At 73.8% G+C, this 26,137-nt stretch carries 26 protein-coding genes and 1 pseudogene; 10 read left to right on the top strand and 17 right to left on the bottom strand.

What is annotated here, in order from left to right; genetic code table 11:
- Positions 1–14: 14 nt before the first annotated feature.
- Together ACFYUZ_RS14980 and ACFYUZ_RS14975 are read right to left on the bottom strand one after the other, a co-directional pair.
- Positions 15–629 carry a sigma-70 family RNA polymerase sigma factor gene (locus ACFYUZ_RS14980; RefSeq protein WP_389309337.1) on the bottom strand — a complete coding sequence of 205 codons (615 nt, stop codon included), beginning with the start codon at positions 627–629 and terminating at the stop codon, positions 15–17.
- Positions 630–810: 181 nt separating this feature from the next.
- The gene (locus tag ACFYUZ_RS14975) at positions 811–1,983 is read right to left on the bottom strand and encodes a glycerophosphodiester phosphodiesterase (RefSeq protein WP_389308996.1); all 1,173 of its coding nucleotides are present in this window, start codon (positions 1,981–1,983) and stop codon (positions 811–813) included.
- Between the two features lie 241 nt (positions 1,984–2,224).
- On the opposite strand from ACFYUZ_RS14975, the gene ACFYUZ_RS14970 reads away from it, so the two are divergent.
- On the top strand, positions 2,225–2,896 hold the full coding sequence (locus tag ACFYUZ_RS14970) for a lysophospholipid acyltransferase family protein (RefSeq protein ID WP_384897171.1): 672 nt from the start codon (positions 2,225–2,227) through the stop codon (positions 2,894–2,896).
- Positions 2,897–2,969: 73 nt separating this feature from the next.
- On the opposite strand, the gene ACFYUZ_RS14965 is transcribed toward ACFYUZ_RS14970, so the two are convergent.
- The gene (locus tag ACFYUZ_RS14965; protein WP_389308994.1) at positions 2,970–4,514 is read right to left on the bottom strand and encodes an MFS transporter; all 1,545 of its coding nucleotides are present in this window, start codon (positions 4,512–4,514) and stop codon (positions 2,970–2,972) included.
- A complete protein-coding gene (locus ACFYUZ_RS14960) occupies positions 4,511–5,062 on the bottom strand; it encodes a TetR/AcrR family transcriptional regulator (RefSeq protein ID WP_389308992.1) in 552 nt (183 codons plus the stop codon). Before ACFYUZ_RS14960 ends, ACFYUZ_RS14965 begins: the two co-directional genes overlap by 4 nt.
- Before the next feature lie 85 nt (positions 5,063–5,147).
- Between ACFYUZ_RS14960 and ACFYUZ_RS14955 the strand changes: the two genes are divergently transcribed.
- Positions 5,148–5,657 carry an HAD domain-containing protein gene (locus tag ACFYUZ_RS14955; protein ID WP_389308990.1) on the top strand — a complete coding sequence of 170 codons (510 nt, stop codon included), beginning with the start codon at positions 5,148–5,150 and terminating at the stop codon, positions 5,655–5,657.
- A gap of 11 nt (positions 5,658–5,668) precedes the next feature.
- On the opposite strand, the gene argH is transcribed toward ACFYUZ_RS14955, so the two are convergent.
- On the bottom strand, positions 5,669–7,096 hold the full coding sequence (argH, locus tag ACFYUZ_RS14950) for an argininosuccinate lyase (RefSeq protein ID WP_389308988.1): 1,428 nt from the start codon (positions 7,094–7,096) through the stop codon (positions 5,669–5,671).
- Between the two features lie 138 nt (positions 7,097–7,234).
- Here argH and ACFYUZ_RS14945 point away from each other — a divergent pair, with 138 nt between their 5' ends.
- From ACFYUZ_RS14945 to ACFYUZ_RS14935, 3 genes are read left to right on the top strand one after another with little or no spacing between them, the layout of a single operon-like run.
- Positions 7,235–8,581: a hypothetical protein gene (locus tag ACFYUZ_RS14945; RefSeq protein WP_389308986.1), complete on the top strand. Its 1,347-nt coding sequence runs from the start codon at positions 7,235–7,237 to the stop codon at positions 8,579–8,581.
- A gap of 44 nt (positions 8,582–8,625) precedes the next feature.
- Positions 8,626–9,234, top strand: a complete 609-nt coding sequence (locus ACFYUZ_RS14940; RefSeq protein WP_389308985.1) for a pyridoxamine 5'-phosphate oxidase family protein — start codon at positions 8,626–8,628, stop codon at positions 9,232–9,234.
- A 46-nt stretch (positions 9,235–9,280) separates the two neighbouring features.
- On the top strand, positions 9,281–9,970 hold the full coding sequence (locus ACFYUZ_RS14935) for a L,D-transpeptidase (RefSeq protein WP_389308983.1): 690 nt from the start codon (positions 9,281–9,283) through the stop codon (positions 9,968–9,970).
- A 10-nt stretch (positions 9,971–9,980) separates the two neighbouring features.
- On the opposite strand, the gene ACFYUZ_RS14930 is transcribed toward ACFYUZ_RS14935, so the two are convergent.
- From ACFYUZ_RS14930 to argC, 5 genes are read right to left on the bottom strand one after another with little or no spacing between them, the layout of a single operon-like run.
- Positions 9,981–10,511 (bottom strand): arginine repressor, encoded by a 531-nt coding sequence (locus tag ACFYUZ_RS14930; RefSeq protein WP_389308981.1) that lies wholly within the window; start codon positions 10,509–10,511, stop codon positions 9,981–9,983.
- Positions 10,512–10,518: 7 nt separating this feature from the next.
- A complete protein-coding gene (locus ACFYUZ_RS14925; RefSeq protein ID WP_389308979.1) occupies positions 10,519–11,718 on the bottom strand; it encodes an acetylornithine transaminase in 1,200 nt (399 codons plus the stop codon).
- Complete coding sequence (gene argB / locus ACFYUZ_RS14920; protein WP_389308977.1) at positions 11,715–12,620, bottom strand: acetylglutamate kinase; 906 nt, start codon at positions 12,618–12,620, stop codon at positions 11,715–11,717. The genes ACFYUZ_RS14925 and argB overlap by 4 nt, the downstream gene beginning before the upstream one ends.
- Positions 12,617–13,768, bottom strand: coding sequence for a bifunctional glutamate N-acetyltransferase/amino-acid acetyltransferase ArgJ (gene argJ, locus ACFYUZ_RS14915; protein ID WP_389308975.1), 1,152 nt, complete (start codon positions 13,766–13,768; stop codon positions 12,617–12,619). The genes argB and argJ overlap by 4 nt, the downstream gene beginning before the upstream one ends.
- Positions 13,765–14,793 (bottom strand): N-acetyl-gamma-glutamyl-phosphate reductase, encoded by a 1,029-nt coding sequence (gene argC, locus ACFYUZ_RS14910; RefSeq protein WP_389308974.1) that lies wholly within the window; start codon positions 14,791–14,793, stop codon positions 13,765–13,767. Before argC ends, argJ begins: the two co-directional genes overlap by 4 nt.
- A gap of 213 nt (positions 14,794–15,006) precedes the next feature.
- Between argC and argG the strand changes: the two genes are divergently transcribed.
- From argG to ACFYUZ_RS14895, 3 genes and pseudogenes are all read left to right on the top strand, one after another.
- Positions 15,007–16,461: an argininosuccinate synthase gene (gene argG, locus ACFYUZ_RS14905; protein ID WP_389308973.1), complete on the top strand. Its 1,455-nt coding sequence runs from the start codon at positions 15,007–15,009 to the stop codon at positions 16,459–16,461.
- 164 nt (positions 16,462–16,625) lie between these two features.
- On the top strand, positions 16,626–17,534 hold the full coding sequence (locus ACFYUZ_RS14900) for a sigma factor-like helix-turn-helix DNA-binding protein (RefSeq protein ID WP_389308971.1): 909 nt from the start codon (positions 16,626–16,628) through the stop codon (positions 17,532–17,534).
- Positions 17,535–17,676: 142 nt separating this feature from the next.
- Positions 17,677–17,953 (top strand): annotated as a pseudogene (locus ACFYUZ_RS14895) (ATP-binding cassette domain-containing protein); the annotation flags it as partial.
- Between the two features lie 22 nt (positions 17,954–17,975).
- On the opposite strand, the gene ACFYUZ_RS14890 reads toward ACFYUZ_RS14895, so the two are convergent.
- The 6 genes from ACFYUZ_RS14890 to ACFYUZ_RS14865 form a co-directional block, all read right to left on the bottom strand.
- A complete protein-coding gene (locus tag ACFYUZ_RS14890) occupies positions 17,976–18,380 on the bottom strand; it encodes a MerR family transcriptional regulator (protein WP_389308969.1) in 405 nt (134 codons plus the stop codon).
- A 39-nt stretch (positions 18,381–18,419) separates the two neighbouring features.
- Positions 18,420–19,439, bottom strand: coding sequence for an MDR family NADP-dependent oxidoreductase (locus ACFYUZ_RS14885; RefSeq protein ID WP_389308967.1), 1,020 nt, complete (start codon positions 19,437–19,439; stop codon positions 18,420–18,422).
- A 152-nt stretch (positions 19,440–19,591) separates the two neighbouring features.
- A complete protein-coding gene (locus tag ACFYUZ_RS14880) occupies positions 19,592–20,755 on the bottom strand; it encodes a methyltransferase (RefSeq protein ID WP_389308965.1) in 1,164 nt (387 codons plus the stop codon).
- A gap of 42 nt (positions 20,756–20,797) precedes the next feature.
- Complete coding sequence (locus ACFYUZ_RS14875; RefSeq protein ID WP_030691956.1) at positions 20,798–21,373, bottom strand: histidine phosphatase family protein; 576 nt, start codon at positions 21,371–21,373, stop codon at positions 20,798–20,800.
- 69 nt (positions 21,374–21,442) lie between these two features.
- Positions 21,443–21,904: a GNAT family N-acetyltransferase gene (locus ACFYUZ_RS14870; protein ID WP_389308963.1), complete on the bottom strand. Its 462-nt coding sequence runs from the start codon at positions 21,902–21,904 to the stop codon at positions 21,443–21,445.
- Positions 21,905–22,008: 104 nt separating this feature from the next.
- Positions 22,009–23,445 (bottom strand): PLP-dependent aminotransferase family protein, encoded by a 1,437-nt coding sequence (locus ACFYUZ_RS14865; RefSeq protein WP_389308962.1) that lies wholly within the window; start codon positions 23,443–23,445, stop codon positions 22,009–22,011.
- Between ACFYUZ_RS14865 and ACFYUZ_RS14860 the strand changes: the two genes are divergently transcribed.
- Both ACFYUZ_RS14860 and ACFYUZ_RS14855 read left to right on the top strand, forming a co-directional pair.
- Positions 23,444–24,466 carry a DMT family transporter gene (locus ACFYUZ_RS14860; protein WP_389308960.1) on the top strand — a complete coding sequence of 341 codons (1,023 nt, stop codon included), beginning with the start codon at positions 23,444–23,446 and terminating at the stop codon, positions 24,464–24,466. The genes ACFYUZ_RS14865 and ACFYUZ_RS14860 overlap by 2 nt on opposite strands.
- Before the next feature lie 93 nt (positions 24,467–24,559).
- On the top strand, positions 24,560–24,763 hold the full coding sequence (locus tag ACFYUZ_RS14855) for a DUF1918 domain-containing protein (protein WP_389308958.1): 204 nt from the start codon (positions 24,560–24,562) through the stop codon (positions 24,761–24,763).
- 4 nt (positions 24,764–24,767) lie between these two features.
- Here ACFYUZ_RS14855 and ACFYUZ_RS14850 read toward each other — a convergent pair whose 3' ends face one another.
- On the bottom strand, positions 24,768–26,048 hold the full coding sequence (locus ACFYUZ_RS14850; RefSeq protein ID WP_389308956.1) for a glycoside hydrolase family 10 protein: 1,281 nt from the start codon (positions 26,046–26,048) through the stop codon (positions 24,768–24,770).
- Positions 26,049–26,137 lie beyond the last annotated feature (89 nt).

Genomic DNA, 26,137 nt, shown 5'->3' with positions numbered 1-26,137 from the left:
TGTCGATCATCGGTTTACCGCACCTTTCCCCGTCGGCCGGGGGCGGGAACCTCCGCAGCCAGCATTCTGCGCAGGCATCCCAGGCAACGGGAACGCATCGGCCCCAGACTGCCCTGTGAGATACCCAACTCCCCTGCGATTTCGCGGTAGGTGGGGTCCTCCGGATCGAGCATCGCGGTGAGCACCTTCGGGCAGCGGCCGGGGGTCCTGGTGACGGCGGCGCGCAGGGTGCGGCGGCCCTCGGCGACCAGCAGGGAGTGCTCCGGGGAGCCGTGGGGCTCGGCGCCGCCCGGCTCGTGGACGGGTTCGTCCCGGTAGGGGCGTTCCCGGTCGTGGGTCCTGCGGGCGCGGCGCGCCTCCGCGCGGACGGCGCGGCGCAGCCATTCGGCGGGCCTTTCGGGGGCTGCGCCGGTCTGCCGGAGCTGCTCCAGGAGGCGGAGCCAGACGGCCTGTTCGAGGTCGCCCGGATCGACGCCGGCGGCCGGCGCCTCGGCGTCGGACTCGGCGGAGAGGAGGGGGGCCAGGGCGGCGAGGAGACCGGGGGCGGGGACGGCGGCCCGGTCCCGGACGTCCGGGGCCTCGGGGGCGGGTGTGGTCTCGGCGTCCCGGCCGCCCGGGGTCCCGGGCATGGGGGCGGTCTCGGGGCCCTGGACGGCCAGGTCCTCCGGCGCGGGGATGGTCTCGGGGGTCGTCATGACCGGCACGATGCCGGGGTGCGCGGCCGCGGTTGCGGCGCGGGGCGTAAACCACCCGGGAGGGGGTCGTACGGTCCGGTGGTCCGCCCGCACGGCCCCCTCGTCGGGGTCGGGGTCAGCCGCGGGCGGTGAGGTCCGCGGCGGCGAGGAGCGCCGTGTCCGGGTTGTCGGAGAAGATGCCGTCGATCCCCGTCTCCAGGTACCGCTTGAGCGCCCCGAAGGCGTCGCCGTACGCCGTCGGGTCCGTGCCCCTGCGGAAGTCCGCGGGCAGGAAGGCGTTCTCGTTGCGGTGCGTGTACGGGTGGAGGATCAGCCCCTCGGCGTGCGCGTCGCGGACCAGGGTGGTCGGGGTGCCGAGCCGGCCGCTCGCGTCCTTCGGGATGACCAGGTCGAGCGTGGGGCCGATGCCCCGCGCGTACGAGGCGATCCAGGCGAGGCCCTCGGGCGTGACCAGGTCGGCGACCGTGCGCGGGTCCCCGGCCTCGACGAAGTCCCAGGGGCGGCTGCTCGCGCCGGAGAGCAGGACGACGCCCGGGGCGTCCACCAGCTTCGCCAGGCGCTGGATGCTGCTGGGCTCGAAGGACTGGAGGAAGACCGGGGAGTTCGCGCGGTGACGCCCGTACCGGCGCAGGAGCTTCGCGAGCGGCTCCTCCAGGCCGAGGCCGAGGGAGCGGAAGTGGCTGGGGTGCTTGGTCTCGACGTGGAGCCAGATCTCGCGGCCCCGGCGGCGGCCCTCCTCCTCGGCCCAGCGCAGCACCTCCTCGAAGGTGGGGACCGTCCAGCGGCCGTCGTAGAGGGTGTTCTCCTGGCGGGTGCCGGGGATGCGCTCCTTGGCCCGCAGGGTCTTGAGCTCGGCGAGCGTGAAGTCCTCGGTGAACCAGCCGGTGAGGGCGACGCCGTCGACGGTCTTGGTGGTCTTCCGGGAGGCGAACTCGCGGTGGTCGGCGACGTCGGTGGTGCCGGTGATGTCGTTCTCGTGGCGGCAGACCAGGTGCCCGTCCCGGGTGGGGACGAGGTCCTGCTCGACGACGTGGGCGCCGAGGTCGAGGGCATGCCGGTAGGAGCCGAGGGTGTGCTCGGGGCGGTAGCCGCTGGCGCCGCGGTGGCCGATGACGGTGGGGACGGGGAGGGAGCGGTAGCCGTGGCCGTGGCCGGGCGTGCGGTCCTGGCCGGCGGCCCGCGCGGTGCCGGTGCCGGCCGTGAGGGCCGCGGAGGCGCCGAGGACGGTGGCGCCCGCCGCTCCGAGAACCGTCCGCCGTGCCGGGGTCCGGCGTTCGCCCTGGGTCATGAGGGATCCTCCTGTGTGAGCCGCGGTGTGATGTCCCGCACCTGTCAACTGTTGTCCCCGACGCTAGGCAGCGGGGCCCTACGGGCGGCAGACCTCGGCGGAACATGGCGGAAACACGCGTCAACACTGTGTATCGCCTCGGTGAACCCGATGTGCGCGTGAGGGTGACCCGCGAGTATCGTCGCCAGCTGCAACCGTCGTCCCGCCCACTCGACCGACCCGCTTCCCACCGGAGGAACCGTTGTCCCGTCTCGCGATCATCAAGGCAGTGCTCGGGCCGGTCATGCGCCTGATGTTCCGCCCCCGCGTGGAGGGCGCCGAGAACATCCCCGGGACGGGTCCCGTGATCCTCGCGGGCAACCACCTGACCTTCATCGACTCGATGATCATGCCGATCTGCCTGGACCGTCCGGTCTACTTCATCGGCAAGGACGAGTACGTGACGGGCAAGGGCCTCAAGGGCCGGGCGATGGCCTGGTTCTTCACCAGCGTCGGCATGATCCCGGTGGACCGGGACGGCGGCCGCGGCGGTGTGGCGGCGCTGATGACGGGCCGTCGGGTGCTTGAGGAGGGCAAGATCTTCTCGATCTACCCGGAGGGCACCCGCTCCCCCGACGGCCGGCTGTACCGGGGCCGTACGGGCATCGCGCGGCTGACCCTGATGACGGGGGCGCCGGTGGTGCCGTTCGCGATGATCGGCACCGACAAGATCCAGCCGGGCGGTGCGGGCTTCCCGCGCCCGGGCCGGGTGACGGTCCGCTTCGGCGAGGCGATGGAGTTCTCGCGGTACGACGGGATGGACCGCGACCGGTACGTCCTGCGGGCGGTGACGGACTCGGTGATGGCCGAGGTGATGCGGCTGTCCGGGCAGGAGTACGTGGACATGTACGCCACGAAGGCGAAGGCGGCGTAGCTCCGCCCGCATACGGGAAAGCGCCCCGTACGGCTGTCGGCCGTACGGGGCGTTTCCGTGCTCACCGGGTGCGTCAGTGCCCGACGCCCTCTTCCAGCCTCTGGCCCTTCAGCAGGAACAGGGCGGCGACCGCCGTCGCGAGGAGGACCGCCGCGCCGACCCCGGCCGCGATCCGCAGGCCGTCGACGAAGGCCTCCTGGGCGGAGGACACCAGGGCGGTGGCCGTCGCGGGGTCGAGGCCGCCGGAGGCCTCGACCGCGCCGCCGAGCGACTCGTGGGCGGCCGACGCGACGTCCGAGGGGATGCCGGCCGGGGTGACGAAGCCCTGGTAGACGCCGGTCACGATGGAGCCGAGGACGGCGATGCCGAGCGCGGCGCCCAGTTCGTACGCGGTCTCGGAGACGGCGGAGGCGGATCCGGCCTGCTCCTTCGGGACGCTGGAGAGGATCACGTCGGCGGTCACGGTGAAGGCGAAGCCCGCGCCCACGCCCACGACGAGCAGGGTGCCGCCCAGCAGCGGGTAGCCGGTGTGCTGGTCGAGGGTCGTCAGGACGGCGAGGGAGAGGCCGACCGCAGCGAGGCCGCCGGCCACCACGGACCGTACGGAGAAGCGGCGGGCCACGGCGCCGGCGACCAGACCGGCCGTCACCGCGCCGATCGCGGCCGGCAGTTCGGCGAGTCCGGCCTCCAGGGGCTGGCGGCCCTGGACCAGCTGGAAGAACTGGGACAGGAAGAACACCAGGCCGGAGAGGCCGAGGATGGTCAGCAGGTCGGCGAGGACGGCTCCGGAGAAGCCGCGGTGACGGAAGAGCCGCATGTCGAGGAGCGGTGAGGGCAGGGTCAGCTGCCTGCGGACGAACCAGGTCAGGCCGGCCACGCCGACGAGGGCGGCGGCGCCGGCGTCGACGGTGGGGCCGTGGGAGGCCAGCTCCTTGACGGCGTACACGATTCCGATGACGCCGACGAGGGAGAGGGCGACGCTGGGGAGGTCCCAGGGGCCGTGGCCCGGGCTCTTCGACTCGGGGATCAGCCTGGCGCCGACGAGGACGAGGACGGCCATGACGGGCAGGTTGATGAGGAAGACCGAGCCCCACCAGAAGTGCTCCAGGAGGAACCCGCCGACGACCGGTCCGACGGCGGCGCCGGCGGAGGCCATGGCGCCCCAGATGCCGATGGCGAGGCTGCGCTCGCGCGGGTCGTGGAAGAGGTTGCGGATGAGCGCGAGGGTCGACGGCATGAGGGTCGCGCCGGCGACGCCGAGGAGGGCGCGGGCGACGATCATCATCTCGGGGCTGGTCGCGTAGGCGTTCAGGACCGAGAGGGCGCCGAAGGCGGTGGCGCCGGTCAGCAGCAGCTTCTTGCGGCCGATGCGGTCGCCGAGGCTGCCCATGGAGACCAGGAGTCCGGCGATGACGAAGGAGTAGACGTCGCCGATCCAGAGGAGCTGGGTGCCGGAGGGCTTGAGGTCCTCGGAGAGGAAGGGGGTGGCGAGGCCGAGCACCGTGGCGTCGACCGCCACGAGGAGGACGGCCAGGACGAGCACGGAGAGGGCGAGCCACCGGCCGGGGCGGCGCACGCCCTCGATATGGCTCTCGGTCCTGATGCTGCTGGTGGTCACTTCTCCACGCTCCTGCGCGCTCCGCCGAGCAGCAGCTCGGCGATCATGTACTGGAAGTCCTTGGCGGCGACCCGGCCGTCCTGCACGGCCCAGGCGCCGGAACCGACGAGCCCGTAGAAGGCCTCGGTGAGCCAGGCGGGGGTCAGGTCGATGCGGAAGGCGCCCTGCTCCTGTCCGCGCCGGAAGAGCGCGGAGACGCGGGCGTCGAGGCGTTCCCAGCCCTCGTTCTGCTGGTCGCCCTCGAAGAGCTGGTTCTCGGTGACGAGGAACGACAGCAGGGGTGCGACGGGCTCGACCTCGGCGACGAGCCGCCGTACGGCCTCGTCGGCGGGGCCTTCGTCGATGCGGGCCCGGTCGTGGGCCGCCTCCAGCTCCTGGAGCCCGAGCTCCTCGAGCGCCCGCACCAGGGCGTCCCGCCCGGCGAAGTGCCGGTGCAGCGTGGCGCGCCCGATCCCGGCGGCCCGGGCGACCTCGTCCATGGTGGCGGTCGCCTTGCGGGTGAGCAGGGCTGCGGCGGCGCGGAGCACCTGGGTGCGATCGACTGACATGAGACAAGAGTACACCGCGTGAGACATCAATGTCTCATTCGATATTTCGAAGCCTCACCGGGGGCAGGAACGGAATGCTGTGATCATGAGGAAGCCGCTGCTGCTGATCGACGTCGACGGGCCGCTGAATCCCTATGCGGCGCAGCCCGAGCGGCGCCCGGCGGGGTACGAGACCCACCGGATGCGCCCCACGGGCTGGACGGGGGCGAAGCCGCTGCGGGTGTGGCTCGCGCCGGAGCACGGCGACGAGCTGCTCGCACTGGCGGAGGCCTACGAGCTGGTGTGGGCGACGACCTGGAAGGGCGAGGCGAACGACTGGATCGGACCCCGGCTCGGGCTGCCGGAGCTGCCGTACGTCGACTGGCCCCGGATGCACGGAAAGGCCCCTCGCGGGACCTTCTGGAAGACGCAGTACATCCTGGAGTACGCGGCGGGGCGGCCGTTCGCCTGGATCGACGACGACATCACCCCGTACGACCACGAGTACGCGGAGCAGAACCACCTCGCCGCCGCCCTGTTGCTGCGCGTCGACGAACGGATCGGGCTGACCCGGCCGGACTTCGACGCGCTCGCGGAGTGGGCGGCGGCGCTGTGACGTGCTGAGGGCTACTTCTTGGCCTCGGCCCAGGCGTGCTGGATCACCAGGTCCGCCTTGACCTCGATCAGCTGGGTGGCGACCGCCGAGGGGGCGGTGCCGCCGCGGCCGTCGCGGGAGGCGAGGGCGCCGGGGACGTTGAGGACGGTGCGGACCTCGGGGGTGAGGTGCTCGGAGATCTTGGCGAACTGCTCGTCCGTCAGCTCGTCCAGCTCCTTGCCCTCGGACTCGGCGACCTTCACGCACTCGCCGGCCACCTCGTGCGCCACGCGGAACGGCACGCCCTGCTTGACCAGCCACTCGGCGATGTCGGTGGCGAGGGAGAAGCCGGCCGGGGCCAGTTCCTCCATCCGGTCGCGGTTGACCGTGAGCGTCGCCATCATGCCGGTGAAGGCCGGGAGCAGGATCTCCAGCTGGTCGCAGGAGTCGAAGACCGGCTCCTTGTCCTCCTGGAGGTCCCGGTTGTAGGCGAGCGGGAGGGCCTTGAGGGTGGCCATCAGGCCGGAGAGGTTGCCGATGAGGCGGCCGGACTTGCCGCGCGCCAGCTCGGCGATGTCCGGGTTCTTCTTCTGCGGCATGATCGACGAACCGGTGGAGAAGGCGTCGTGCAGGGTCACGAAGGAGAACTCCTTCGTGTTCCAGATGATGATCTCCTCGGCGATCCGCGAGAGGTTGACCCCGATCATCGCCGTGATGAAGGCGAACTCGGCGACGAAGTCCCGGGAGGCCGTGCCGTCGATCGAGTTGCCGACCGAGCCCCGCTCGAAGCCGAGGTCCTTCGCCACCGCCTCCGGGTCGAGCCCGAGGGAGGAGCCCGCGAGGGCGCCGGAGCCGTACGGGGAGACGGCCGTCCGGGTGTCCCACTGGCGCAGCCGCTCGGCGTCCCGGGAGAGGGACTGGGCGTGGGCGAGGACGTGGTGGGCGAAGAGCACCGGCTGGGCGTGCTGGAGGTGCGTGCGGCCGGGCATGGCGACGTCCGGGTGGGCCTCGGCGAGGCCGACGAGGGCGTCCTGGAGGTCGGCGACGAGGCCGCCGATGATCCGGGCGTGGTCGCGCAGGTACATGCGGAAGAGGGTGGCGACCTGGTCGTTCCGGGACCGGCCGGCGCGCAGCTTGCCGCCGAGCTCGGCGCCGAGGCGCTCCAGGAGGCCCCGCTCCAGGGCGGTGTGGACGTCCTCGTCGGCGATGGTGCCGACGAAGGAGCCGTCGGCGACGTCCGCCTCCAGCTGGTCGAGCCCGGCGAGCATGCGGGTCAGCTCGTCCTCGGTGAGCAGGCCGGCCTTGCGCAGCACGCGCGCGTGGGCACGGGAGCCGGCGATGTCGTACGGCGCGAGACGCCAGTCGAAGTGGACGGAAGCGGAGAGCTTCGCCAGGGCCTCGGCGGGGCCGTCGGCGAACCGTCCGCCCCAGAGCCGGACGTCACCGTTGTTGCTGCTCACAGCTACTGCTCCTCGGAAGGGTGGGGTGTACCGCTGGCATAACTATGCAATCCTCCGTATGTTTTGTCAACGCGCCCCCGGGGCCGCTCCCCTTATATCCGGCGACACCCGCACGCTCCCGGATCTAGGCTCCACGCCATGCCGAGCACCACCTTCGACGACGTCGCCGAGCGGCTCGCCCGGGCCCTGGAGGGCTCCGACGCGGGCGCGTGGATCGACCTCGACCGCCGGATCCGGGCCGCCCTCCGTTGGAGCGACGGCATCGCGCCCGCCCACACCTGGTTCCCCGCCGCCGCGGACCGCGGCCCCACCGCGCCCGAGCTGGCCGTCGCCCTGTGCGGCCCCGACGGCCGGATCAGGGAGGCGGCGCTGGACCGCGCGAGCCGCTCCCCCGCGCTGCTCCCCCTGGTCGTCGTCCGGTGCTCCGACTGGGTGGAACCGGTACGGGAACGGGCCCGCGCCGTGCTGCGCGCGGAGCTGCCGGGCCTCGCGCCCGAGGCCCTGGACCGCCTCGTGGCGGTGGCCCTCCGCACCGGCGACCGGCTGCGCGGGGCCGCCGCCGGAGAGCTGCTGACCGCGGCCCTCCGGGAAGGGCCCGGGGCCGGGGTCCTCGTCCTGCTCGACAGCGAGGACCGGGCCGTCCGGCGGCTCGCCCACCGGATCGCCGTCGAACGCGGCCTCCTGGCCCCCGCCCGACTCGCGGCGATCGCCGCCGCGGGCCCCGACGTGGTCGTGCGGGACCTGTGCGCGGACGCGGCGATCGCCGCGGCGGGCCGGCCCGTCGACGCGGCCGTCCTCGCCCCCTTGCTGGGCTCCCGGCTCGGCCGGGTCAGGTCGGCGGGCGTCACGGCGCTGCGCGGGACGGACCGGGCCGGCGAGGCGGAGCCGTTCCTGTACGACCGGTCCCGGCTGGTGCGCGCCTGCGCGCGATGGGTCCTGCGCCAGGCGGGCACGGACCCCCTGCCGCTCTACCGGGCCGCCTGCGCGGCCGGGGACGCCGTCCCCCCGCACGCCCCGCTCGGCCTCGCCGAGTGCGGCGACCGGGCCACGGACGGCGCGGCGCTGTGGGCGCTCACGGACCACGAGCGGCCCCGGGTCCGGGCGAGCGCCGTCGCGGGGCTGCGCGCGCTCGACGCCGTCCGGTTCGACGCGACCGGCTTCGAGCGCCTCCTGCCGCTGCTGGACGACGACGCGCCACGGGTCGCGCGCGAGGCCGCGAAGACCCTGGCCCCCTGGGCCGACCACCTCCCGGGCGGAGCCCTCGCGGCCGGGCCGGGCCGCGAGCCGGACGCCGGCGGGGAACCGGACCGGCACCCGGAGCCCGTCGCGCACGGGGAACGGGGCCCGCGGCGGGAACCGGGCACCGGCGGCGTTCCCGGGGTTCCCGGCGTTCCCGGCGTTCCCGGCAGGGGTACGCGCGCGTGGGTGAGCCGGGTGGCGCGCCTCGCGTGGAGGCGTGGCCGCCGCCCGGCGCCCGGGGCATGAGACGGGCGGGTCCCCGGGCCCGCGGAGTGGGCAGAATGCCTGTCATGGGCAAGACATACACGCACATCGACGGACGGCTGCGGGCCTTCATCGAGGAGCAGCCGGTGTTCTTCACCGCCACCGCTCCCCTCAGCGGCGACGGTCACGTCAACCTCTCCCCCAAGGGACGCCGGGGAACGCTCGTCGTGCTCGACGAACTGACCCTCGCCTACGTCGACTTCGGCGGCAGCGGCGCCGAGACGATCGCGCACCTGCGGGAGCCGGGGAACGGCCGGATCACGCTGATGTGGACCGCGTTCTCCGGGCCGCCGACCGTCGTGCGGGTGCACGGGACCGGAGAGGCCGTGCTGCGGGACGACCCGCGCTGGGGCGAGCTGTTCGCCCGGTTCCCGGCCGAGGCCGTCGAGGGGCAGGGCAGTGCGCGGGCGATCGTCCTCGTGCACGCGCGGCGGGTCAGCGACGCGTGCGGGTTCGCCGTGCCGCTGATGGAGTACCGGGAGGACCGGTCGCTGCACGCCGAGTACTTCAACCGCAAGACGGACGAGGAGTTCAACGCGTACTGCGAGCGGAAGGAGCACATCGGCAGCAGCCTCGACGGGCTGCCGGGGCTGCCGCTCCCGCTGCCCCCGCTGCCCCCGCTGCCCGCCGAATAGCCCCGTACGACGGGCGGGGACCCGTTCGCGCCCCTAGCGTCGCGGCATGCGCACCCTTCTCGTCCTCGGCGCCGTCCTGCTCTCCTCCCTGGGCGCCCCGCCCGCACCCGTACCGCTGCCCGGGCGGATGGCCGACACCGGCGGGGGCTCCCAGCTGATCACCGCCGAGGCCCCGGACCCGGGCGCCACGACGGGGACGCTGACCTGGTGGGACCGGCGCGGTGGGCGATGGGTGGCGGCGGGGTCCGCGCCCGCCCGGTTCGGGGCGAGGGGGCTCGCCGAGGGCGCCACGCGCCGGCAGGGCACGAACACCACGCCCACCGGGCTCTACCGGCTGCCGTACGCCTTCGGGGTGCGGGCGAGGCCCGCCGGGACCCGCTTCCCGTACGTCCCGGTCACCGGGCGCTCCTGGTGGTGCCAGGACAACGCCTCGCGCGCGTACAACCGCTGGGTCGAGGGGCTGCCCCGCGACTGCCGGGCCGCCGAGGCCGAGCACCTCGCCGCGTACGGCACGCAGTACGCGTACGCGCTCGTCATCGGCTTCAACTACGAGCGTCCGGTGCGCGGACGCGGGGCCGGGATCTTCCTGCACGTCAACGGAGGCGGGGCGACGGCCGGTTGCGTCTCCGTGCCGGCCGGCGCGATGCGCGCGGTCCTCGCCTGGGCGGATCCCGCGCGCCGACCGCACATCGCCGTCGGAACGCGGGGCGGTCCGACGGCGATCACGCGGTACTGAGCCGGGCCGTCTACTTCTGCGCCAGCTTCAGCAGGTGGTCGGCGAGCGCCTGGCCGCCGACCGGGTCGCGGCTGATGAGCAGCAGGGTGTCGTCACCGGCGATGGTGCCGAGGATGGCGTGGAGTTGGGCCTGGTCGATGGCCGACGCGAGGAACTGGGCGGCGCCCGGCGGGGTCCGCAGCACCACCAGGTTGGCGGAGGCCTCGGCGGAGATCAGCAGTTCGCCGGAGAGGCGGCGCATGCGCTCCTCCTTGGCGGACTCGCCGAGCGGCGCCTGCGGGGTGCGGAAGCCGCCCTCGCTGGGCACCGCGTAGATCAGCTCGCCGCCGGTGTTGCGGATCTTCACCGCGCCGAGCTCGTCGAGGTCGCGGCTGAGCGTCGCCTGGGTGACGCTCAGTCCGTCGTCCGCGAGGAGCTTGGCCAGCTGGCTCTGCGAGCGCACCGGCTGCCGGTTGAGGATGTCGACGATCCTGCGGTGGCGTGCGGTGCGGGTCTGCGGAACGGACGGCCCGCCGTGCTCGTTCTCCTGCGCGTCGGTCATCGTCGTCTCATTCTCCGGTTCGTCCTTGCCCGTTCGCCTCGTCCAGGACCCCGGGCAGGGCCTGGAGGAAGGCGTCCGCCTCGGCGTCGGTGAGGACCAGCGGAGGCATGATCCGTACGACGTCGGGGGCGGGCGCGTTCACCAGGAGGCCGGCGTCCTGGGCCGCCTGCTGCACCTGGGGTGCGAGGGGCCCGGTGAGCACGATACCCAGCAGGAGGCCCGCACCACGGACGTGGGAGACCAGCGGATGCCCCAGACCCTCGATTCCCTGGCGCAGCCGCTCCCCCACCGACTTCACGTGGTCGAGGGCCGCGTCGGCGCCGAGGGTGTCCAGGACGGCGAGTCCGGCGGCGCAGGCGACCGGGTTGCCGCCGAAGGTGGTGCCGTGGTGGCCGGGCGCGAAGAGCTCCGCGGCCTCGCCGAAGGCGACCGTCGCGCCGAGGGGCAGGCCGCCGCCGAGGCCCTTGGCGAGGGTCACGACGTCGGGCTCCACGCCCTCGTGGGCCTGGTGCTCGAACCAGTGGCCGCACCGGCCGATGCCGGTCTGGACCTCGTCGAGGACGAGCAGGGTGCCGGTGGCGCGGGTGATCTCCCGGGCGGCCCGGAGGTAGCCGGCGGGCGGGACGACGACGCCGTTCTCGCCCTGGATCGGCTCGATGACGACGAAGGCGGTGTCCTCGGTGACCGCGGCCCGCAGCGCCTCCACGTCCCCGTACGGCACATGGGTGACGTCGCCGGGGAGCGGCAGGAACGGGGTCTGCTTGCCGGGCTGGCCGGTGAGCGCCAGGGAGCCCATGGTCCGGCCGTGGAAGCCGCCGTCGGTGGCGACCATGTGGGAGCGGCCGGTGAGCCGGCCGATCTTGAACGCCGCCTCGTTGGCCTCGGCGCCCGAGTTGCAGAAGAAGACCTTGCCGGGCCGGCCGAAGAGGCTCAGGAGCCGCTCGGCGAGGGCGACGGGCGGCTCGGCGACGAAGAGGTTGGAGACGTGGCCGAGGGACGCGATCTGCTTCGACACGGCCTCGACGACCGCCGGATGGGCGTGGCCGAGGGCGTTGACGGCGATGCCGCCGACGAAGTCCAGGTACTCCTTGCCGTCGGCGTCCCAGACCTTGGCGCCCTCGCCGCGGACGAGCGGCAGCCGGGGGGTGCCGTAGTTGTTCATGAGCGAGCCCTGCCACCGCTGGGTCAGCTCGGTGTTGCCGGTCATCGGTCCCCCTGTCCGTCCGGCACGACCATCGTGCCGATGCCCTCGTCGGTGAAGATCTCCAGCAGGATCGAGTGCTGGACCCGGCCGTCGATGACGCGGGCCGTGGTGACCCCGTTCCGTACGGCGTGCAGGCAGCCCTCCATCTTGGGGACCATGCCGCTGGAGAGGTCGGGCAGGAGCTTCTCCAGCTGGCTCGCGGTCAGCCTGCTGATGACCTCGTCGCTGTTCGGCCAGTCCTCGTAGAGGCCCTCGACGTCGGTCAGGACCATCAGCGTCTCGGCACCCAGCGCCGCAGCGAGTGCCGCAGCCGCCGTATCAGCATTGACGTTGTAGACATGTCCGTCGTCCTCGGAACGCGCGATCGAGGAGATGACCGGGATCCGGCCGTCCTCCAGGAGCGCCTTGATGGCGCCGGTGTCGATGGCGGTGATCTCGCCGACGCGGCCGATGTCGATCGTCTCGCCGTTTATCACCGGCTGGTGCTTGGTGGCGGTCATGGTGTGGGCGTCCTCGCCGGTGAGGCCGACGGCGAGCGGGCCGTGCTGGTTGAGCAGTCCGACGAGCTCGCGCTGGACCTGGCCCGCGAGCACCATCCGGACGACGTCCATCGCCTCGGGGGTGGTGACCCGCAGGCCCGCCTTGAACTCGCTGACCAGGCCCGCCTGGTCGAGGGCGGCGTTGATCTGGGGGCCGCCGCCGTGCACGACGACCGGCTTGAGGCCGGCGTGGTGCAGGAAGACGATGTCCTGGGCGAAGGCGGCCTTGAGGTCGTCGTCGATCATGGCGTTGCCGCCGAACTTGATGACGACGGTCTTGCCGTGGTGGCGGGTGAGCCAGGGCAGGGCCTCGATCAAGGTCTGTGCCTTCGGGAGGGCGGTGTGCTTCCGCGCGGTGTTGCTCATGACGAGTACGCGCTGTTCTCGTGGACGTAGTCGGCGGTGAGGTCGTTCGCCCAGATGACGGCGGACTCCGTGCCGGCGGCGAGGTCGGCGGTGATGACGACCTCCCGGTAGCGCATGTCGACCAGGTCGCGGTCCTCGCCGACGGAGCCGTTCTTGCAGACCCAGACGCCGTTGATGGCGACGTTCAGCTCGTCGGGCTCGAAGGCGGCGGAGGTGGTGCCGATGGCGGAGAGCACCCGGCCCCAGTTGGGGTCCTCGCCGTGGATGGCGCACTTGAGGAGGTTGTTGCGGGCGATGGAGCGGCCCACCTCGACGGCGTCGTCCTCGGTCGCGGCGTTGATCACCTCGATGCGGATGTCCTTGCTGGCGCCCTCGGCGTCGCCGATGAGCTGCCGGGCGAGGTCGTCGCAGACGGTCCGTACGGCCTCGGCGAACTCGTCCTGCGCGGGGGCGACTCCGGCGGCGCCGGAGGCGAGGAGGAGGACGGTGTCGTTGGTGGACATGCAGCCGTCGGAGTCGACCCGGTCGAAGGTGAGCCGGGTGGCGGTCCGCAGGGCGGAGTCGAGGCCCTCGGCGTCGACGTCGGCGTCGGTGGTGAGCACGACGAGCATGGTGGCGAGGCCCGGGGCGAGCATGCCCGCGCCCTTGGCCATGCCGCCGACCGTCCAGCCGTCCTTCGTCACCACGGAGGTCTTGTGGACGGTGTCGGTGGTCTTGATGGCGATGGCGGCCTTCTCGCCGCCGTGCTCGGAGAGTTCGGCGGCGGCCGTCTCGACGCCGGGGAGCAGCTTGTCCATGGGGAGCAGGACGCCGATGAGGCCGGTGGAGGCGACGGCGACCTCGCCGGCGCCGATGCCCAGGACGTCCGCGACCTTCTCGGCGGTGGCGTGGGTGTCCTGGAAGCCCTGGGGGCCGGTGCAGGCGTTGGCGCCGCCGGAGTTGAGGACGACGGCGGTCAGCTCGCCGTCGGCGAGGACCTGCTGGGACCAGAGGACCGGGGCGGCCTTGACGCGGTTGGAGGTGAAGACTCCCGCGGCGGCGCGGCGGGGCCCGGTGTTGACCACGAGGGCCAGGTCCGGGTTGCCGTTCTGCTTGATTCCGGCGGCGATGCCCGCCGCCGTGAATCCCTTCGCTGCGGTGACGCTCATGGAGCGACTCCAATCGTGGAGAGTCCGGTGTCCTCGGGGAGGCCGAGGGCGATGTTCATGCTCTGCACCGCGCCGCCGGCGGTGCCCTTGGTGAGGTTGTCGATGGCGCTGATGGCGATGATCCGATTCGCGTTCGCGTCGTACGCGACCTGGATCTGAACGGCGTTGGAACCGTAGACGGACGACGTGGCCGGCCACCGGCCCTCGGGGAGCAGGTGGACGAAGGGCTCGTCCGCGTAGGCCTTCTCGTACGCGGCCCGTACGGCCTCGGCGGTGACGCCGGGCTTCGCGCCGGCCGTGCAGGTGGCGAGGATGCCCCGGGGCATCGGCGCCAGGGTGGGCGTGAAGGAGACGGTGACCCGCTCCCCCGCGGGCCCGCTGAGGTTCTGGATCATCTCGGGCGTGTGGCGGTGGCCGCCTCCGACACCGTACGGGGACATGCTGCCCATGACCTCGCTGCCGAGCAGGTGCGGCTTGAGGGCCTTGCCGGCGCCGGAGGTGCCGGAGGCGGCGACGATCACGGCCTCGGGCTCGGCGAGACCGGCCGCGTACGCCGGGAAGAGCGCGAGCGAGACGGCGGTCGGGTAGCAGCCGGGGACCGCGACGCGCTTGGACCCCTCGAGGGCGGCGCGGGCGCCCGGCAGTTCGGGGAGGCCGTAGGGCCAGGTCCCGGCGTGCGGGGAGCCGTAGTACGTCTCCCAGTCGGCCGGGTCCTGGAGGCGGAAGTCGGCGCCCATGTCGACGACGAGCACGTCGGGGCCGAGCTGCTCGGCGACGGCGGCGGACTGGCCGTGCGGCAGCGCGAGGAAGACCACGTCGTGTCCGGCGAGCTCCTCGGCGGTGGTGGGCGCGAGGACGCGGTCGGCGAGCGGGAGCAGGTGGGGCTGGACGGCCCCGAGTCGCTGGCCGGCGTTGGAGTGGCCGGTCAGTGTCCCGATCTCCACGTGGGGGTGGGCGACGAGGAGACGCAGGAGCTCTCCGCCCGCGTATCCGCTCGCACCCGCCACTGCTACTCGTACCGTCATCGAAACCCTCCTCATGGATGGCATGACTATACGCACAGCCGAACTTTTATGCAACGATCATCGAACGGACTGGCCCGGCGGCGCCCGCACCACAGCGGGGCACCGCTCGAGGGCGGTCCGCACCAGAGGGTGCGGGCACCTCACGAGAGGGGGCCGCACGCTCTCCATGAACCACCCTTTGCATGACCATGCGCGATGATGCATACTCTTCCCATGTCCAAGGTCCTCACCTCCCTGCCCGCCGGCGAGCGCGTCGGCATCGCCTTCTCCGGCGGCCTCGACACGTCCGTCGCCGTCGCATGGATGCGCGACAAGGGCGCCATCCCGTGCACCTACACCGCCGACATCGGCCAGTACGACGAGCCCGACATCGCCTCGGTGCCCGGCCGCGCGAAGACCTACGGTGCCGAGATCGCGCGCCTGGTCGACTGCCGCGCCGCGCTGGTCGAGGAAGGCCTTGCCGCGCTCACCTGCGGCGCGTTCCACATCCGCTCGGGTGGCCGCGCCTACTTCAACACCACCCCGCTCGGCCGCGCCGTCACCGGCACCCTGCTGGTCCGGGCGATGCTCGAGGACGACGTCCAGATCTGGGGCGACGGCTCGACCTTCAAGGGCAACGACATCGAGCGCTTCTACCGCTACGGCCTGCTCGCCAACCCGCACCTGCGGATCTACAAGCCCTGGCTGGACGCGGACTTCGTGACCGAGCTCGGCGGCCGCAAGGAGATGTCCGAGTGGCTGCTCGCCCATGACCTGCCCTACCGGGACAGCACCGAGAAGGCGTACTCCACCGATGCCAACATCTGGGGCGCCACCCACGAGGCCAAGACCCTGGAGCACCTGGACACGGGCGTCGAGACCGTCGACCCGATCATGGGCGTGAAGTTCTGGGACCCCTCGGTCGAGATCGCCACCGAGGACGTCACCATCGGCTTCGAGCAGGGCCGCCCGGTGTCGATCAACGGCAAGGAGTTCCACTCCGCCGTCGACCTGGTGATGGAGGCGAACGCCATCGGCGGCCGCCACGGCATGGGCATGTCCGACCAGATCGAGAACCGGATCATCGAGGCCAAGAGCCGCGGCATCTACGAGGCCCCCGGCATGGCCCTGCTGCACGCCGCGTACGAGCGCCTGGTCAACGCGATCCACAACGAGGACACCCTCGCCCAGTACCACAACGAGGGCCGTCGTCTCGGCCGGCTCATGTACGAGGGCCGGTGGCTGGACCCGCAGGCCCTCATGGTCCGCGAGTCCCTCCAGCGCTGGGTCGGCGCGGCCGTCACCGGCGAGGTGACCCTGCGGCTGCGGCGCGGCGAGGACTACTCGATCCTCGACACCACGGGCCCGGCCTTCAGCTACCACCCGGACAAGCTGTCCATGGAGCGCACCGAGGACTCGGCCTTCGGCCCGGTGGACCGGATCGGCCAGCTCACCATGCGCAACCTCGACATCGCCGACTCCCGCGCCAAGCTGGAGCAGTACGCCGGCCTCGGCCTGATCGGCACCGGCAGCCCCGCCATCGGTGCCGCCCAGGCGGCCGCGACCGGGCTGATCGGCACCATGCCGCAGATGCCCGAGGGCGGCGCCGAGGCCATCGCCTCCCGCGGCGAGGTCTCCGAGGACGAGGAGATGCTGGACCGGGCCGCCATGGAGTTCGGCACGGACTGACGCACGGGGCCACCCCCACGAAGAGGCCGGTTCGACACCTCGGTGTCGGGCCGGCCTTTTCGTCGGCCGGGCGCCGGTGCCCCGGGCTCCCCGGACGGTCGCTGTCACAACCCGGCAGGTCCTCGCGTCAACGCGGTGACGGAACCGACGAGGAGTGAGGCGCCATGCACGACGACACGTTTCCGACCGCCCTGACCGGGTGGTTCGACGCCCACGAGGAGCAGTTGCGGACCGTCGCGCTGCGGATCACGGGCTCCCCGGCGGAGGCCGGGACGGCGCTGGCGGCGGCGCGGGCGGATCTCGGGCGGGACGACGGTGCGACGGTACGCGCCTGGCTGACGGCGGCCGTGGGCCGGGCGGCCGTGCGGGAACTCCAGGCGCGGGGAGCGGAGGGACGGCGGCCCGGAGGACCCGAGGGGGACGGGCGGGCGCCGGGGGCCGAGGACGCGGGCCGCGGGGGCGGGCGGGCAGCAGACGCCGGGGACGCGGGCGCCCGCAGTGAGGGGAGCGCGCGCCGTGACGTCAACTCCCTGTGGCTGGCACTGCTCGTGATGCTGGAGAGGCTCGATGGCGACGAGCGGCTCGCCTACGTCCTGCACGACGTGTTCGGGCTGCCCCCGCACGAGACCGCCCGGATCATCGGCGGCTCCCCGGACGCGGCGGCGCGGCTGGCCCGGCGGGCGCGGGGCCGGCTCCGGGGCGGCGGAGCGGACCTCACCGAGGGCGAGCGCGGACGGCAGCGCGCGGTGGTGGACCGGTTCCTGGCGGCCGCACGCGCGCGTGACGCCCGCGCGCTGGTGACGGTCCTCGACCCGGAGGTCGTGGCGTACGGGGAGGGCGGGCCGGTGCACGGCATCGCGGCGGTCGCCGAGACGGCCGCCGCCTTCGCACGGTGCGCGGACGTGTCCCGGCCCGCAGAGGTCGACGGGGCCGTCGGCGCGGTCGGGTTCGCCGCCGGCCGGCCGGTCTCGGCGGTCGGCGCCACCCTCCGCCGGGGCCGCATCGTCGCCCTCTCCCTGACCAGCGGGGAGGACCGGGTGCGCGCCCTCGACCTGGCCTTTCCCGACAGCTGAGGCACGGCCCGGGAGACATTCCGGTGCGCTCCAAGGGGCGGCTCCGCCAGCCCCGGTGGCATGTCGACGCCCCGGACCCCCTGGCTGGGGGCCCGCACTCACGCCACCCGTCTGTCCTCAAGCACGTTCGGAGCGTCATCCCGTGATCACCGTTCGCGGTGCCGACGTGCGCGTCGACGCCCGGCTCCTGCTGTCCGGCGTCCCCTTCCACGTCGCCCCGGCGACCGGATCGGTCTCGTCGGCCGCAACGGCGTCGGCAGGGCCACCCTCCTCGACACCCCGGCCGGGCGGCGCGCCCCGGCCGCCGGCACCGTACCCGTACCGGCTCCGTCGGTCGTCTCGCCCAGGACTCCCGGGCGGCCGATCCCGCCGTGACCGTCACCGACCGGATCCTCTCCGCGCGCGGAGTACCGGGAGCCGGTCTCCCTGGCGTGAGGTCCGTCAGCCGGTTGCCCTGGAGGGGGTCTCCGGGTGCCGCGGCCGGGCCGAGCGGGCCGCCAGTTCGTCGCGTTGACGCGTGAGGCGGGCGATCTCCGCGTCGAGGGCCGCGAGCCGGCGGCTCACGACCGGGGACGCCCGCACGCACACGCCCTCGGGGGCCCGGCGGGAACGGATCGTCTCCACGTCGAGGAGGGGAAGGCGGTCCACGCACGCGCGTACGTCCTCGATCGTGAGACCGAGGGCGAGGAGTTCCCGCACGACCCGGACGCGCGCGACGTCGTCCGGGCCGTAGCGCCGCTGCCCGGCGGGGCTGCGGTCCGGCGGCGGGAGGAGGCCGCGCTGCTCGTAGAGGCGCAGGGCCCGGGGCGTGGTCCCCGCCGCTGCCGCCGCGTCACCGATCCGCATACCGCTGGTCCACCCTTCGTCGCGGACATGTCGCCGCCGTCACGGCAACTCCACCACGACGGCGCCGAGATGACGTCCCTCCATCACTTCCCGCAACGCCTCGGCGGCCCGATCCATGCCCGCCACCCTGACGTGCGGGAAGGTGATGGCCCCGGCCCGCAGCCAGTCGCCGAACCTGCCCCGCCACTCGGCCTCCGACTCCGGGTGGTCGAGGGGGCTGAAGCCGCGCAGGGAGACCCGCTTGAGGACCAGCGGGTACGAATCGAGCTCGACGCGCGCGGTGGTGCCGGTCCCCGCCGGGTCGAGCTGGCCGGACAGGGCGCCGACGAGAACGACCCGGGCACCGGGACGGGCTGCGGCGACCGCCGCGCTCAGCTGTTCCCCGCCGACCGTGTCGAGGAGGACGTCGACGCCTCCGGGTGCGGCGTCGGCGAGCTGCGCGGCGAAGGGCACGGGGGTTCCCCGGACGAGGGCCGCGTCGTAGCCGAGTCCGGCGACGAGCCGCTCGGCCTTGGCCGGTGAGCCGGTGCTGCCGATCACCCGGCCCGCGCCGAGGAGCCGGGCGATCTGCCCGGCCATCGTGCCGACGGCGCCCGCCCCGCCGGTGACGAGGACCGTGTCTCCCCGGCGCACCTCGGCGCCGCGGGTGAGAGCGGCGTACGCGGTCCAGCCCTGGGAGAGGTGGGCGACGGGGTCGGGCAGCGTGTCGCCGAGGGGGGTGCAGCCGGCCACGGGCGGCGTGGCGTACTCGCGCCAGCCCTGCCAGTGGGACACGAGGTCTCCGGGGCGCAGGCCACAGCCGTCCGGAGCGGACACGACCTCGCCGACGGCGGCGCCGACGAGCGGGTCGCCGGGTTCGAGGGGCGGGAAGGGAGCGTCCTTCACCCCGCCGCCGATGAGGGTCCGCAGCGCGGCGGAGACCGCGAACCAGCGGTTCCTGACGAGGACCTCGCCGGGTGCGGGGACGGGCAGGGCGGTGCGGACGAGTGCGAGGTGCCCGGGGGCCGGGAGTCCGCGCTCGGGTCGGGTGCGCAGCCGGATCTCGCGATGGGTGGCCATGAGGCGCTCCATGAGGAGGTGGGTCGGGTCCGCAGGACCGTAGACCCTGACCCGCGCGTCAGGGTCAAGTCCGGGGCGGCCGGGGGCGGTACCCGAGGGCCGAAGGCGGGGGTGTCCGGCCGGGCCGGCCGGACACCCCGTCGGACCGGTCCCTAGGCCTGGCGTACGGCGCGGAGCACCACGAACTTCGCGTCGCTCGCGACGAGTTCGCTGTTGCCGAAGATCCGGCGGAGCGTGACGTGGTAGCCGAGGTGCCGGTTGCCGATGACCCACAGCTCGCCGCCGGGCCGCAGCGCGCGCCGCGCGTCCGCGAACATCCGGCGGGCGGTGCGGTCGGTGGTGGCCTGGTGGCTGTGGAAGGGCGGGTTGTTGAGGACGAGGTCCACCGAGCCGGCGGGCAGGGCGGTGAGCCCGTCGCCGACGAGGAACTCGGCCTTGCGGCCGGCGCCCACGTGGGTGCGGAAGTTCTCCTCGGCCGAGGCGACGGCCTGGTACGACTCGTCGGCGAAGACCAGTTCCGCCTCGGGCTCGTGGAGGGCGATCGCGAGGCCGACGACGCCGTTGCCGCAGCCGAGGTCGGCGACGCGGGCCCGGCCGAGGCCGCCCGGCAGGTTCGCGAGGAAGAAGCGGGTGCCGATGTCGAGGCGGTCGGCGCAGAAGACCCCGGCGTGGTTGGTGACGGTCAGTCCGGGGAGGCCGGGCGCGGGGGTGTCGGCGGGGAGGTCGTAGCGGTACGGCCAGGGGTTCGGCCCGGGCGCGGCGGCCGGGTCGGGGGTGGTGTGGATCAGCCGGGCCTTCTTCACCGCGAGCGAGGTGCGGGTGGGGCCGAGGATCCGCTCGAAGAGCTTGAGCGTGGAGGTGTGGATGTCCTTGACCATGCCCGTGCCGACGATCACGGTGCCCTCGTGCACGGCGGGCGCGAGCCGGTGGAGCTGGTCCTCCAGGAGCGCGAGGCTCTTGGGGACCCGGACGAGGAGCACGTCGATCCGCTCGGGCGGCGGGTCCTGGGTGGTGAGCAGCCGGACGGCGTCCGGGGCGGCTCCGGCGCGCGCGAGGTTGGCCCGGGTCGCCCGGCCGCCGAGGTAGGAGTCGGAGATCTGGACGAGTTCGCGGGGTCCCGCGGCCTGCAGCGCGGTGACGAGGGCTCCCCAGCGGTCGCCGAGGACGGCGACGGTGCCGGACAGGTCGGTCCCGGTCTCGGCGAGGTGTCCGAGGAGGTACTCGTCGGACGCGTCCCAGGCGCGCAGCTGGTCGCGCGGGTCCTCGGGGAAGCGGGTCAGCGTGAAGGCGCCCCATGACGTGCTCAAACGGTTCATCGTGCTCTCAGGCTAGCCGGTCGGGGCCGCCGGTTCCCGCGGTCAGCACGGGGCGGTGGCGAGGTGGAGGTGCCAGAGGCCGGGGCGGCCGGTGAGGGTGACGGTGGAGAGGGGGCGGACGTCCACGTTCCAGTAGGTGGCGGGCGGGGCCTTGAGGGCGTACACGAGGGCGGCCCGCACGACGGAGGGCTCGGCGACGGCGACGATGGAGCCGTCCTCGGCGGGGCGGGTGTCGAGCCAGTTCCCTATGCGGGTGATGAAGGCGAGGAGGGGTTCGCCGCCGTGCGGGGCCGTACGGGCGTCGGTGAGCCAGGCGTCGACGGCCGCCGGTTCGAGGGCGGCGACCTCGGCGAGGGTCAGGCCGCGCCAGCGGCCCATGTCGCAGTCCCGGAGCGCGGGCTGGGCGAGGGGCGCGTAGCCGAGGGCGGTGCCGGTGGCGCGGCTGCGGGGGGTCGGGGAGCAGTAGCGCAGTTCGGCCGCGCCGAGCGGGATGAGCGCGGGCGCGGCCTGCTGGACCTCGTACCAGCCGGCCTCGTCGAGCGGCCGGTCGTCGTCGAAGCGTTCGGCGAGCAGGGAGGAGCTGCGTGCCGCCGTGACGAGCGTCACCCGAAGACTCATGGCCGCGATCGTGGGGCCGGTGGCGCCGCCGGTCAAGGGGTTGTCCGCGGGGACCGGAGGGGGCTGGGCTCACTGCTGTCCGAGAGCCATCCACTTGTCCGGATTCTGCAGTGGCGTGAAACCCACCTTCTCGTACACGCCGTGCGCGTCGGCGGTGGCGAGCATGATGCGGCGCAGTCCGTAGGGGGCGAGGTGGTCGCGGACGGCGGTGACGAGCGCGGTGCCGAGGCCGGTGCCGCGGGCCGGGCGGTCGACGTAGACGTCGCAGAGCCAGGCGAAGGTGGCGTAGTCGGTGACGACGCGCGCGTAGGCGCTCATCTCGCCGGTCTCCCGGTGGTAGGCGCCGAGGTTCAGCGAGCCGGCGATGGCGCTGTCCTGCTTCTCCCGAGGTCGGCCGAGCGCCCAGTAGGCGTCGGTGGAGAGCCAGTGGTGGACGCGGGCCGCGTCGATCCGGGCGGGGTCGGCCGAGATCTCGTACGCCCCGTGCATGACGGGGCTGCGGGGGGTGTCGGAGGCGGTGCTGTCGCTCATGGGGGAAGGCTTCCAGGGGGCGCGGGAGCTTGTCAGGCGAATTTGCCCGGGGCCGGGGACGAGGGGCGGGCCGCGCCGGGGTCCGGCGCGGCCCGCCCCCGGGGTCAGCCGGTGAGCTCGTCGACCGCCGTCCGCAGGCGGCGCACGCCCTCGACGATCTCCGTGGGGCCCGCGACACCCGCGAAACTCAGCCGGATGTGACCGGCGGGGGGTTCGGCGCAGAAGTAGGGGCGGCCGGGGGCGGCGGTGACCCCGGCGCGCAGTCCGGCGGCGAGGAGGGAGGCCTCGGGGAGGGTGTCGGGGAGGCGGAGCCAGAGCTGGTAGCCGCCGGAGGGGACGTACGGGAGGGCGAGTTCGGGGAGGTGGAGGGCGAGGGCGCCGGTCATGACCTCCCGGCGGTTCCTGAGCTCCTGGGCGACGGCGCGGAGGTGGCGGGGCCAGGCCGGGGAGCCGACGAGTTCGAGCGCGGCCTCCTGGAGGGGGCGGGGGACGAAGAAGCTGTCGACGACCTGGATGGCGCGCAGGCGTTCGAGGACGGGGCCGCGGGCGGCTAGGGCGCCGACGCGGAGGCTCGCCGAGGTGATCTTGGTGAGGGAGCGGACGTGGACGACGACGCCGTCGGGGTCCTCGGCGGCGAGGGGCGCGGGGAGCGGCGCGGCGTCCCCGTGGACGAGGCGGCGGGCGAAGTCGTCCTCGACGACGAAGGCCCCGGCGGCGCGGGCGATGCGGACGACCTCGCGGCGGCGTTCGGGGTGCAGCGTGGTCCCGGTCGGGTTCTGGAAGAGCGGCTGACAGACGAAGACGCGGGCGCCGGTGGCGCGGAAGGCGGCTTCGAGGAGTTCGGGGCGCACCCCGTCGGTGTCGGTGGGGACGGGGACGGGGCGGAGCCCGGCCGCGCGGGCGACGGCGAGCATGCCCGGGTAGGTGGGCGACTCGACGAGGACGGGGGTGCCGGGCGGGGCGAGGGCGCGCAGGGCGGTGCTGATCGCGGACTGGCCGCCGGCGGTGACGAGGACCTCGGCCGCGGTGACGCTGCCGCCGATCTCGCGGGCGAACCATTCGCGCAGTTCGGGCAGGCCGTCGGTGGGCGGCCGGCCCCAGGCGCCGGGACGGCGGCCGGCCCGGGCGAGGGCGGCGGCGAGGGCGCTCTCGGGCTGGAGGGAGGGGTGGAGGTAGCCGCCGTTGAACTCGATCACGCCGGGCGGGGGCGCGGAGAGGGTGACGAGGACGCCGGAGGCGTCGACGGCGCGGGGGACGAGCTCGGTGGCGCTGTCGGCGCTGAGGGCGACCTCCTGCCAGGAGGTGTCACCGGCGACGGGGGTGGGGGTGCGCGGTTCCGCGCGGAAGGCTCCGGCGCCGGGGCGGGTGACGACGAGCCCCTCGGCGGCGAGCTGGGCGAGGGCCCGGGTGACGGTGACCGGGGAGACGCGGTAGCGCTCGACGAGCGCCCGACTCGATGGCAGTTTTCCACCGGGAGAGTAGCGGTCCAGCTCAGCTCTCAGGGATTTCGCCAATTCAGCGACACTGCTACGCTCATGCATGAGGACACAGAATAGCGCTACCAGCCGGACCGCGATAGCGGTCACCAGCACCGGACCCCTCCGGACCGAGGCCGCCGACGCCGTCTCCGAGGCCGCCGGCGCCGCCCCGGGGACCGGCTCCTCCGCCGCCCGGACCGCCTCCGCCGCCCGGACCGCCTCCGACCCCCGGGCCCGTGGCACGCTGCTCGCCGGGCTCGGCGTGCTCTCCTTCTCCCTCACCTTCCCGTCGACCGTGTGGGGCCTGGAGAGCTTCGGCCCCTGGTCGCTGGTGGCCGTGCGCTCCACCCTGGCCGCGCTCATCGCCGGCGCCTTCCTCCTCGCGGGCCGGGTGCCGCTGCCCGAGCGGCGCCACTGGACGGGCCTCGCGGTGGTCGCCTGCGGGGTCGTCATCGGCTTCCCGCTCCTGACGACGCTGGCCCTGCAGACCTCCACCACGTCGCACGCCGCCGTGGTCGTGGGCCTCCTGCCGCTCACCACCGCGACCGTCGCCGCCGTGCGGACCGGGCGTCGGCCGTCCCGCACCTTCTGGGTCGCGGCCGTCTCGGGCGCCGTGGTGGTGCTGGGCTTCACGCTCCAGCAGAGCGGCGGCTCGTTCTCCACGGGCGACCTGTACCTCTTCGGAGCGCTGCTCGTGTGCGCGGCCGGCTACACCGAGGGCGGCCGGCTCGCCGCGCTCATGCCGGGCTGGCAGGTCATCGGCTGGGCCCTGGTGCTCTGCCTGCCGCTGATGGTGGTCGCCTCGGCCGTCACGCTGTCGATCGAGCCTGTCCACCTGAACGCGCACGGCGTCATCGGCCTCGTCTGGGTCGCCGCCGGCTCCACCTTCTTCGGCCTGTACGTCTGGTACCGCGGCATGGCCGCGATCGGCATCCCCAAGGCCAGCCAGCTCCAGCTGGCCCAGCCGCTCCTCACCCTGTTCTGGTCGGTCTTCCTGCTCGGCGAGAGCCTGCCGCTGGCCGCCCCGCTCGCCGCGGTGGCCGTCCTGGTCTGCATCGCGGTCACCCAGCGGGCGAAGAGCTGACGCGACGGATCCGGGCAGAGCGGGTCACAATGGCAGACAGAGGCCCTGCGCACTCCAGGGCAGGACCGGCCCGGTCGCGAGGAGGTCAGCCCGATGCAGGCGAGCGTGGGCGACAAGCTGCTGGTACACGGCCGGACCGTCGGTCACCACGACCGCACGGCCCAGGTCCTGCAGGTACTGGGGGAGAACGGCACTCCCCCGTACCGCGTGAAGTTCGACGACGACGGTCACGAGGCGCTGATGTCCCCGGGCCCCGACACCGTCGTGCGTCACCGTCCGGAGGCGGGAACGCGCTGAGTCCCTATTTCGGCGGACGGACCCTGGTCGGGTAGTGATCGGCCACCACGGTGGTCATCGCCCCGATCGGGTCCGCGGCGACCTCCTTCGCGGAGAAGTAGCAGTGCCCCCCGACCGAGGGGTACGTGCGGGCCAGCTCCAGGTGGCGCGAGAGCTCCCCCGGGTCCTGCCAGGCCGCGGGCTGGGCGGGGTCGCCCGCCTTGTAGAGCGCCTCGCCGACGTAGAGCCCGACGCCGGTGTCCCGGACCACCGCGTCCCACCAGGGCAGCAGCCTGGCGTAGTCGGCGGCGGGCAGTCCGATGTTCCAGTAGAGCTGCGGCATCACGTAGTCGATCCAGCCCTCGCGGATCCACCTGCGGGTGTCGGCGTACAGGTCGTCGTACGTCTGGACACCGGCGCGGGTGTCCGAGCCCTCCGGGTCGGTGGCGGCGTTCCGCCAGACCCCGAAGGGGCTGATGCCGAAGGGCGTGCGCCGGTCGGTCTCCTTGATCCGGGCGGACATCTCCGAGACCAGCAGGTCGGTGTTGTTCCGCCGCCAGGACGCCTTGTCGGGGAAGTCCCCGCCGTACCGCGCGTACGCCTCGTCGTCGGCGAAGACCTGCCCGGCCACCGGGTACGGGTAGAAGTAGTCGTCCCAGTGCACGGCGTCGATGTCGTAGCGGCGCAGCGCGTCCAGCATCGCCTCCTGGACGAAGCTCCGGACCTCGGGCAGCCCGGGGTTGTAGTAGAGCTTGCCGCCGTACGGCAGCACCCACTCGGGGTGGAGCCGGGCCGGATGGCCCGCGACGAGCCGGCTCGGGTCCGCGTGGTTCGCCACGCGGTACGGGTTGAACCAGGCGTGCAGTTCGAGCCCCCGGGCGTGGGCCTCGTCGACGGCCGTGCCCAGCGGGTCCCAGCCGGGGTCCCGGCCCTGCGTGCCGGTCAGGTACTGCGCCCACGGCTCGTACGGCGAGGGCCACAGCGCGTCGGCGGTCGGCCGGACCTGGAGGACCACCGTGTTGAGCCGGCGCCCGACCGCCGTGTCCAGGTGACGGAGGAGTTCGGCGCGCTGCTGCGCGGCGGTCAGCCCGGGGCGGGAGGGCCAGTCGCGGTTGGCGACCGTCGCCAGCCACATGCCGCGGAACTCCCGTCTGCGGTGCGGCTTGCCGCGCGCCGCGGAAGCGGCGTCGGCGGCCGTCGTCGCCGCGGCCGTCGCGGGAAGCGCGGGGCCTCTCGTGCCCGTCGCGGGGAGGGCCGCCCCTGTCGTCCCGGTCACGGCGAGCACCGCTCCGGTGGCACCGGTCACGAACCCTCTTCTACCGAAAGGCCGCACTTGTCCCCCTCCTCTGTCGGATACGTCACACCCACCGGGACAGCATGCCCACTCCGGACGAT

Origin of the sequence: Streptomyces sp. NPDC004266, assembly GCF_042874095.1 — a bacterium.
Classification (GTDB): domain Bacteria; phylum Actinomycetota; class Actinomycetes; order Streptomycetales; family Streptomycetaceae; genus Streptomyces.
This window is presented reverse-complemented; position numbering and strand designations above follow the sequence as displayed.

What these genes read in the sequence shown, in the direction of transcription:
- ACFYUZ_RS14925 (WP_389308979.1), bottom strand. Translation starts at nt 11,718, where the DNA reads ATGACCGGCAACACCGAGCTGACCCAGCGGTGGCAGGGCTCGCTCATG.
- ACFYUZ_RS14855 (WP_389308958.1), top strand. Translation starts at nt 24,560, where the DNA reads ATGCAGGCGAGCGTGGGCGACAAGCTGCTGGTACACGGCCGGACCGTC.
- ACFYUZ_RS14900 (WP_389308971.1), top strand. Translation starts at nt 16,626, where the DNA reads ATGCACGACGACACGTTTCCGACCGCCCTGACCGGGTGGTTCGACGCC.
- ACFYUZ_RS14940 (WP_389308985.1), top strand. Translation starts at nt 8,626, where the DNA reads ATGGGCAAGACATACACGCACATCGACGGACGGCTGCGGGCCTTCATC.
- ACFYUZ_RS14980 (WP_389309337.1), bottom strand. Translation starts at nt 629, where the DNA reads ATGCCCGGGACCCCGGGCGGCCGGGACGCCGAGACCACACCCGCCCCC.
- ACFYUZ_RS14945 (WP_389308986.1), top strand. Translation starts at nt 7,235, where the DNA reads ATGCCGAGCACCACCTTCGACGACGTCGCCGAGCGGCTCGCCCGGGCC.
- ACFYUZ_RS14960 (WP_389308992.1), bottom strand. Translation starts at nt 5,062, where the DNA reads ATGTCAGTCGATCGCACCCAGGTGCTCCGCGCCGCCGCAGCCCTGCTC.
- argJ (WP_389308975.1), bottom strand. Translation starts at nt 13,768, where the DNA reads ATGAGCGTCACCGCAGCGAAGGGATTCACGGCGGCGGGCATCGCCGCC.
- ACFYUZ_RS14890 (WP_389308969.1), bottom strand. Translation starts at nt 18,380, where the DNA reads ATGCGGATCGGTGACGCGGCGGCAGCGGCGGGGACCACGCCCCGGGCC.
- ACFYUZ_RS14935 (WP_389308983.1), top strand. Translation starts at nt 9,281, where the DNA reads ATGCGCACCCTTCTCGTCCTCGGCGCCGTCCTGCTCTCCTCCCTGGGC.
- ACFYUZ_RS14975 (WP_389308996.1), bottom strand. Translation starts at nt 1,983, where the DNA reads ATGACCCAGGGCGAACGCCGGACCCCGGCACGGCGGACGGTTCTCGGA.
- ACFYUZ_RS14870 (WP_389308963.1), bottom strand. Translation starts at nt 21,904, where the DNA reads ATGAGCGACAGCACCGCCTCCGACACCCCCCGCAGCCCCGTCATGCAC.
- argB (WP_389308977.1), bottom strand. Translation starts at nt 12,620, where the DNA reads ATGAGCAACACCGCGCGGAAGCACACCGCCCTCCCGAAGGCACAGACC.
- argG (WP_389308973.1), top strand. Translation starts at nt 15,007, where the DNA reads ATGTCCAAGGTCCTCACCTCCCTGCCCGCCGGCGAGCGCGTCGGCATC.
- ACFYUZ_RS14860 (WP_389308960.1), top strand. Translation starts at nt 23,444, where the DNA reads ATGAGGACACAGAATAGCGCTACCAGCCGGACCGCGATAGCGGTCACC.
- ACFYUZ_RS14880 (WP_389308965.1), bottom strand. Translation starts at nt 20,755, where the DNA reads ATGAACCGTTTGAGCACGTCATGGGGCGCCTTCACGCTGACCCGCTTC.
- ACFYUZ_RS14865 (WP_389308962.1), bottom strand. Translation starts at nt 23,445, where the DNA reads ATGCATGAGCGTAGCAGTGTCGCTGAATTGGCGAAATCCCTGAGAGCT.
- argC (WP_389308974.1), bottom strand. Translation starts at nt 14,793, where the DNA reads ATGACGGTACGAGTAGCAGTGGCGGGTGCGAGCGGATACGCGGGCGGA.
- ACFYUZ_RS14885 (WP_389308967.1), bottom strand. Translation starts at nt 19,439, where the DNA reads ATGGCCACCCATCGCGAGATCCGGCTGCGCACCCGACCCGAGCGCGGA.
- ACFYUZ_RS14930 (WP_389308981.1), bottom strand. Translation starts at nt 10,511, where the DNA reads ATGACCGACGCGCAGGAGAACGAGCACGGCGGGCCGTCCGTTCCGCAG.
- ACFYUZ_RS14875 (WP_030691956.1), bottom strand. Translation starts at nt 21,373, where the DNA reads ATGAGTCTTCGGGTGACGCTCGTCACGGCGGCACGCAGCTCCTCCCTG.
- ACFYUZ_RS14955 (WP_389308990.1), top strand. Translation starts at nt 5,148, where the DNA reads ATGAGGAAGCCGCTGCTGCTGATCGACGTCGACGGGCCGCTGAATCCC.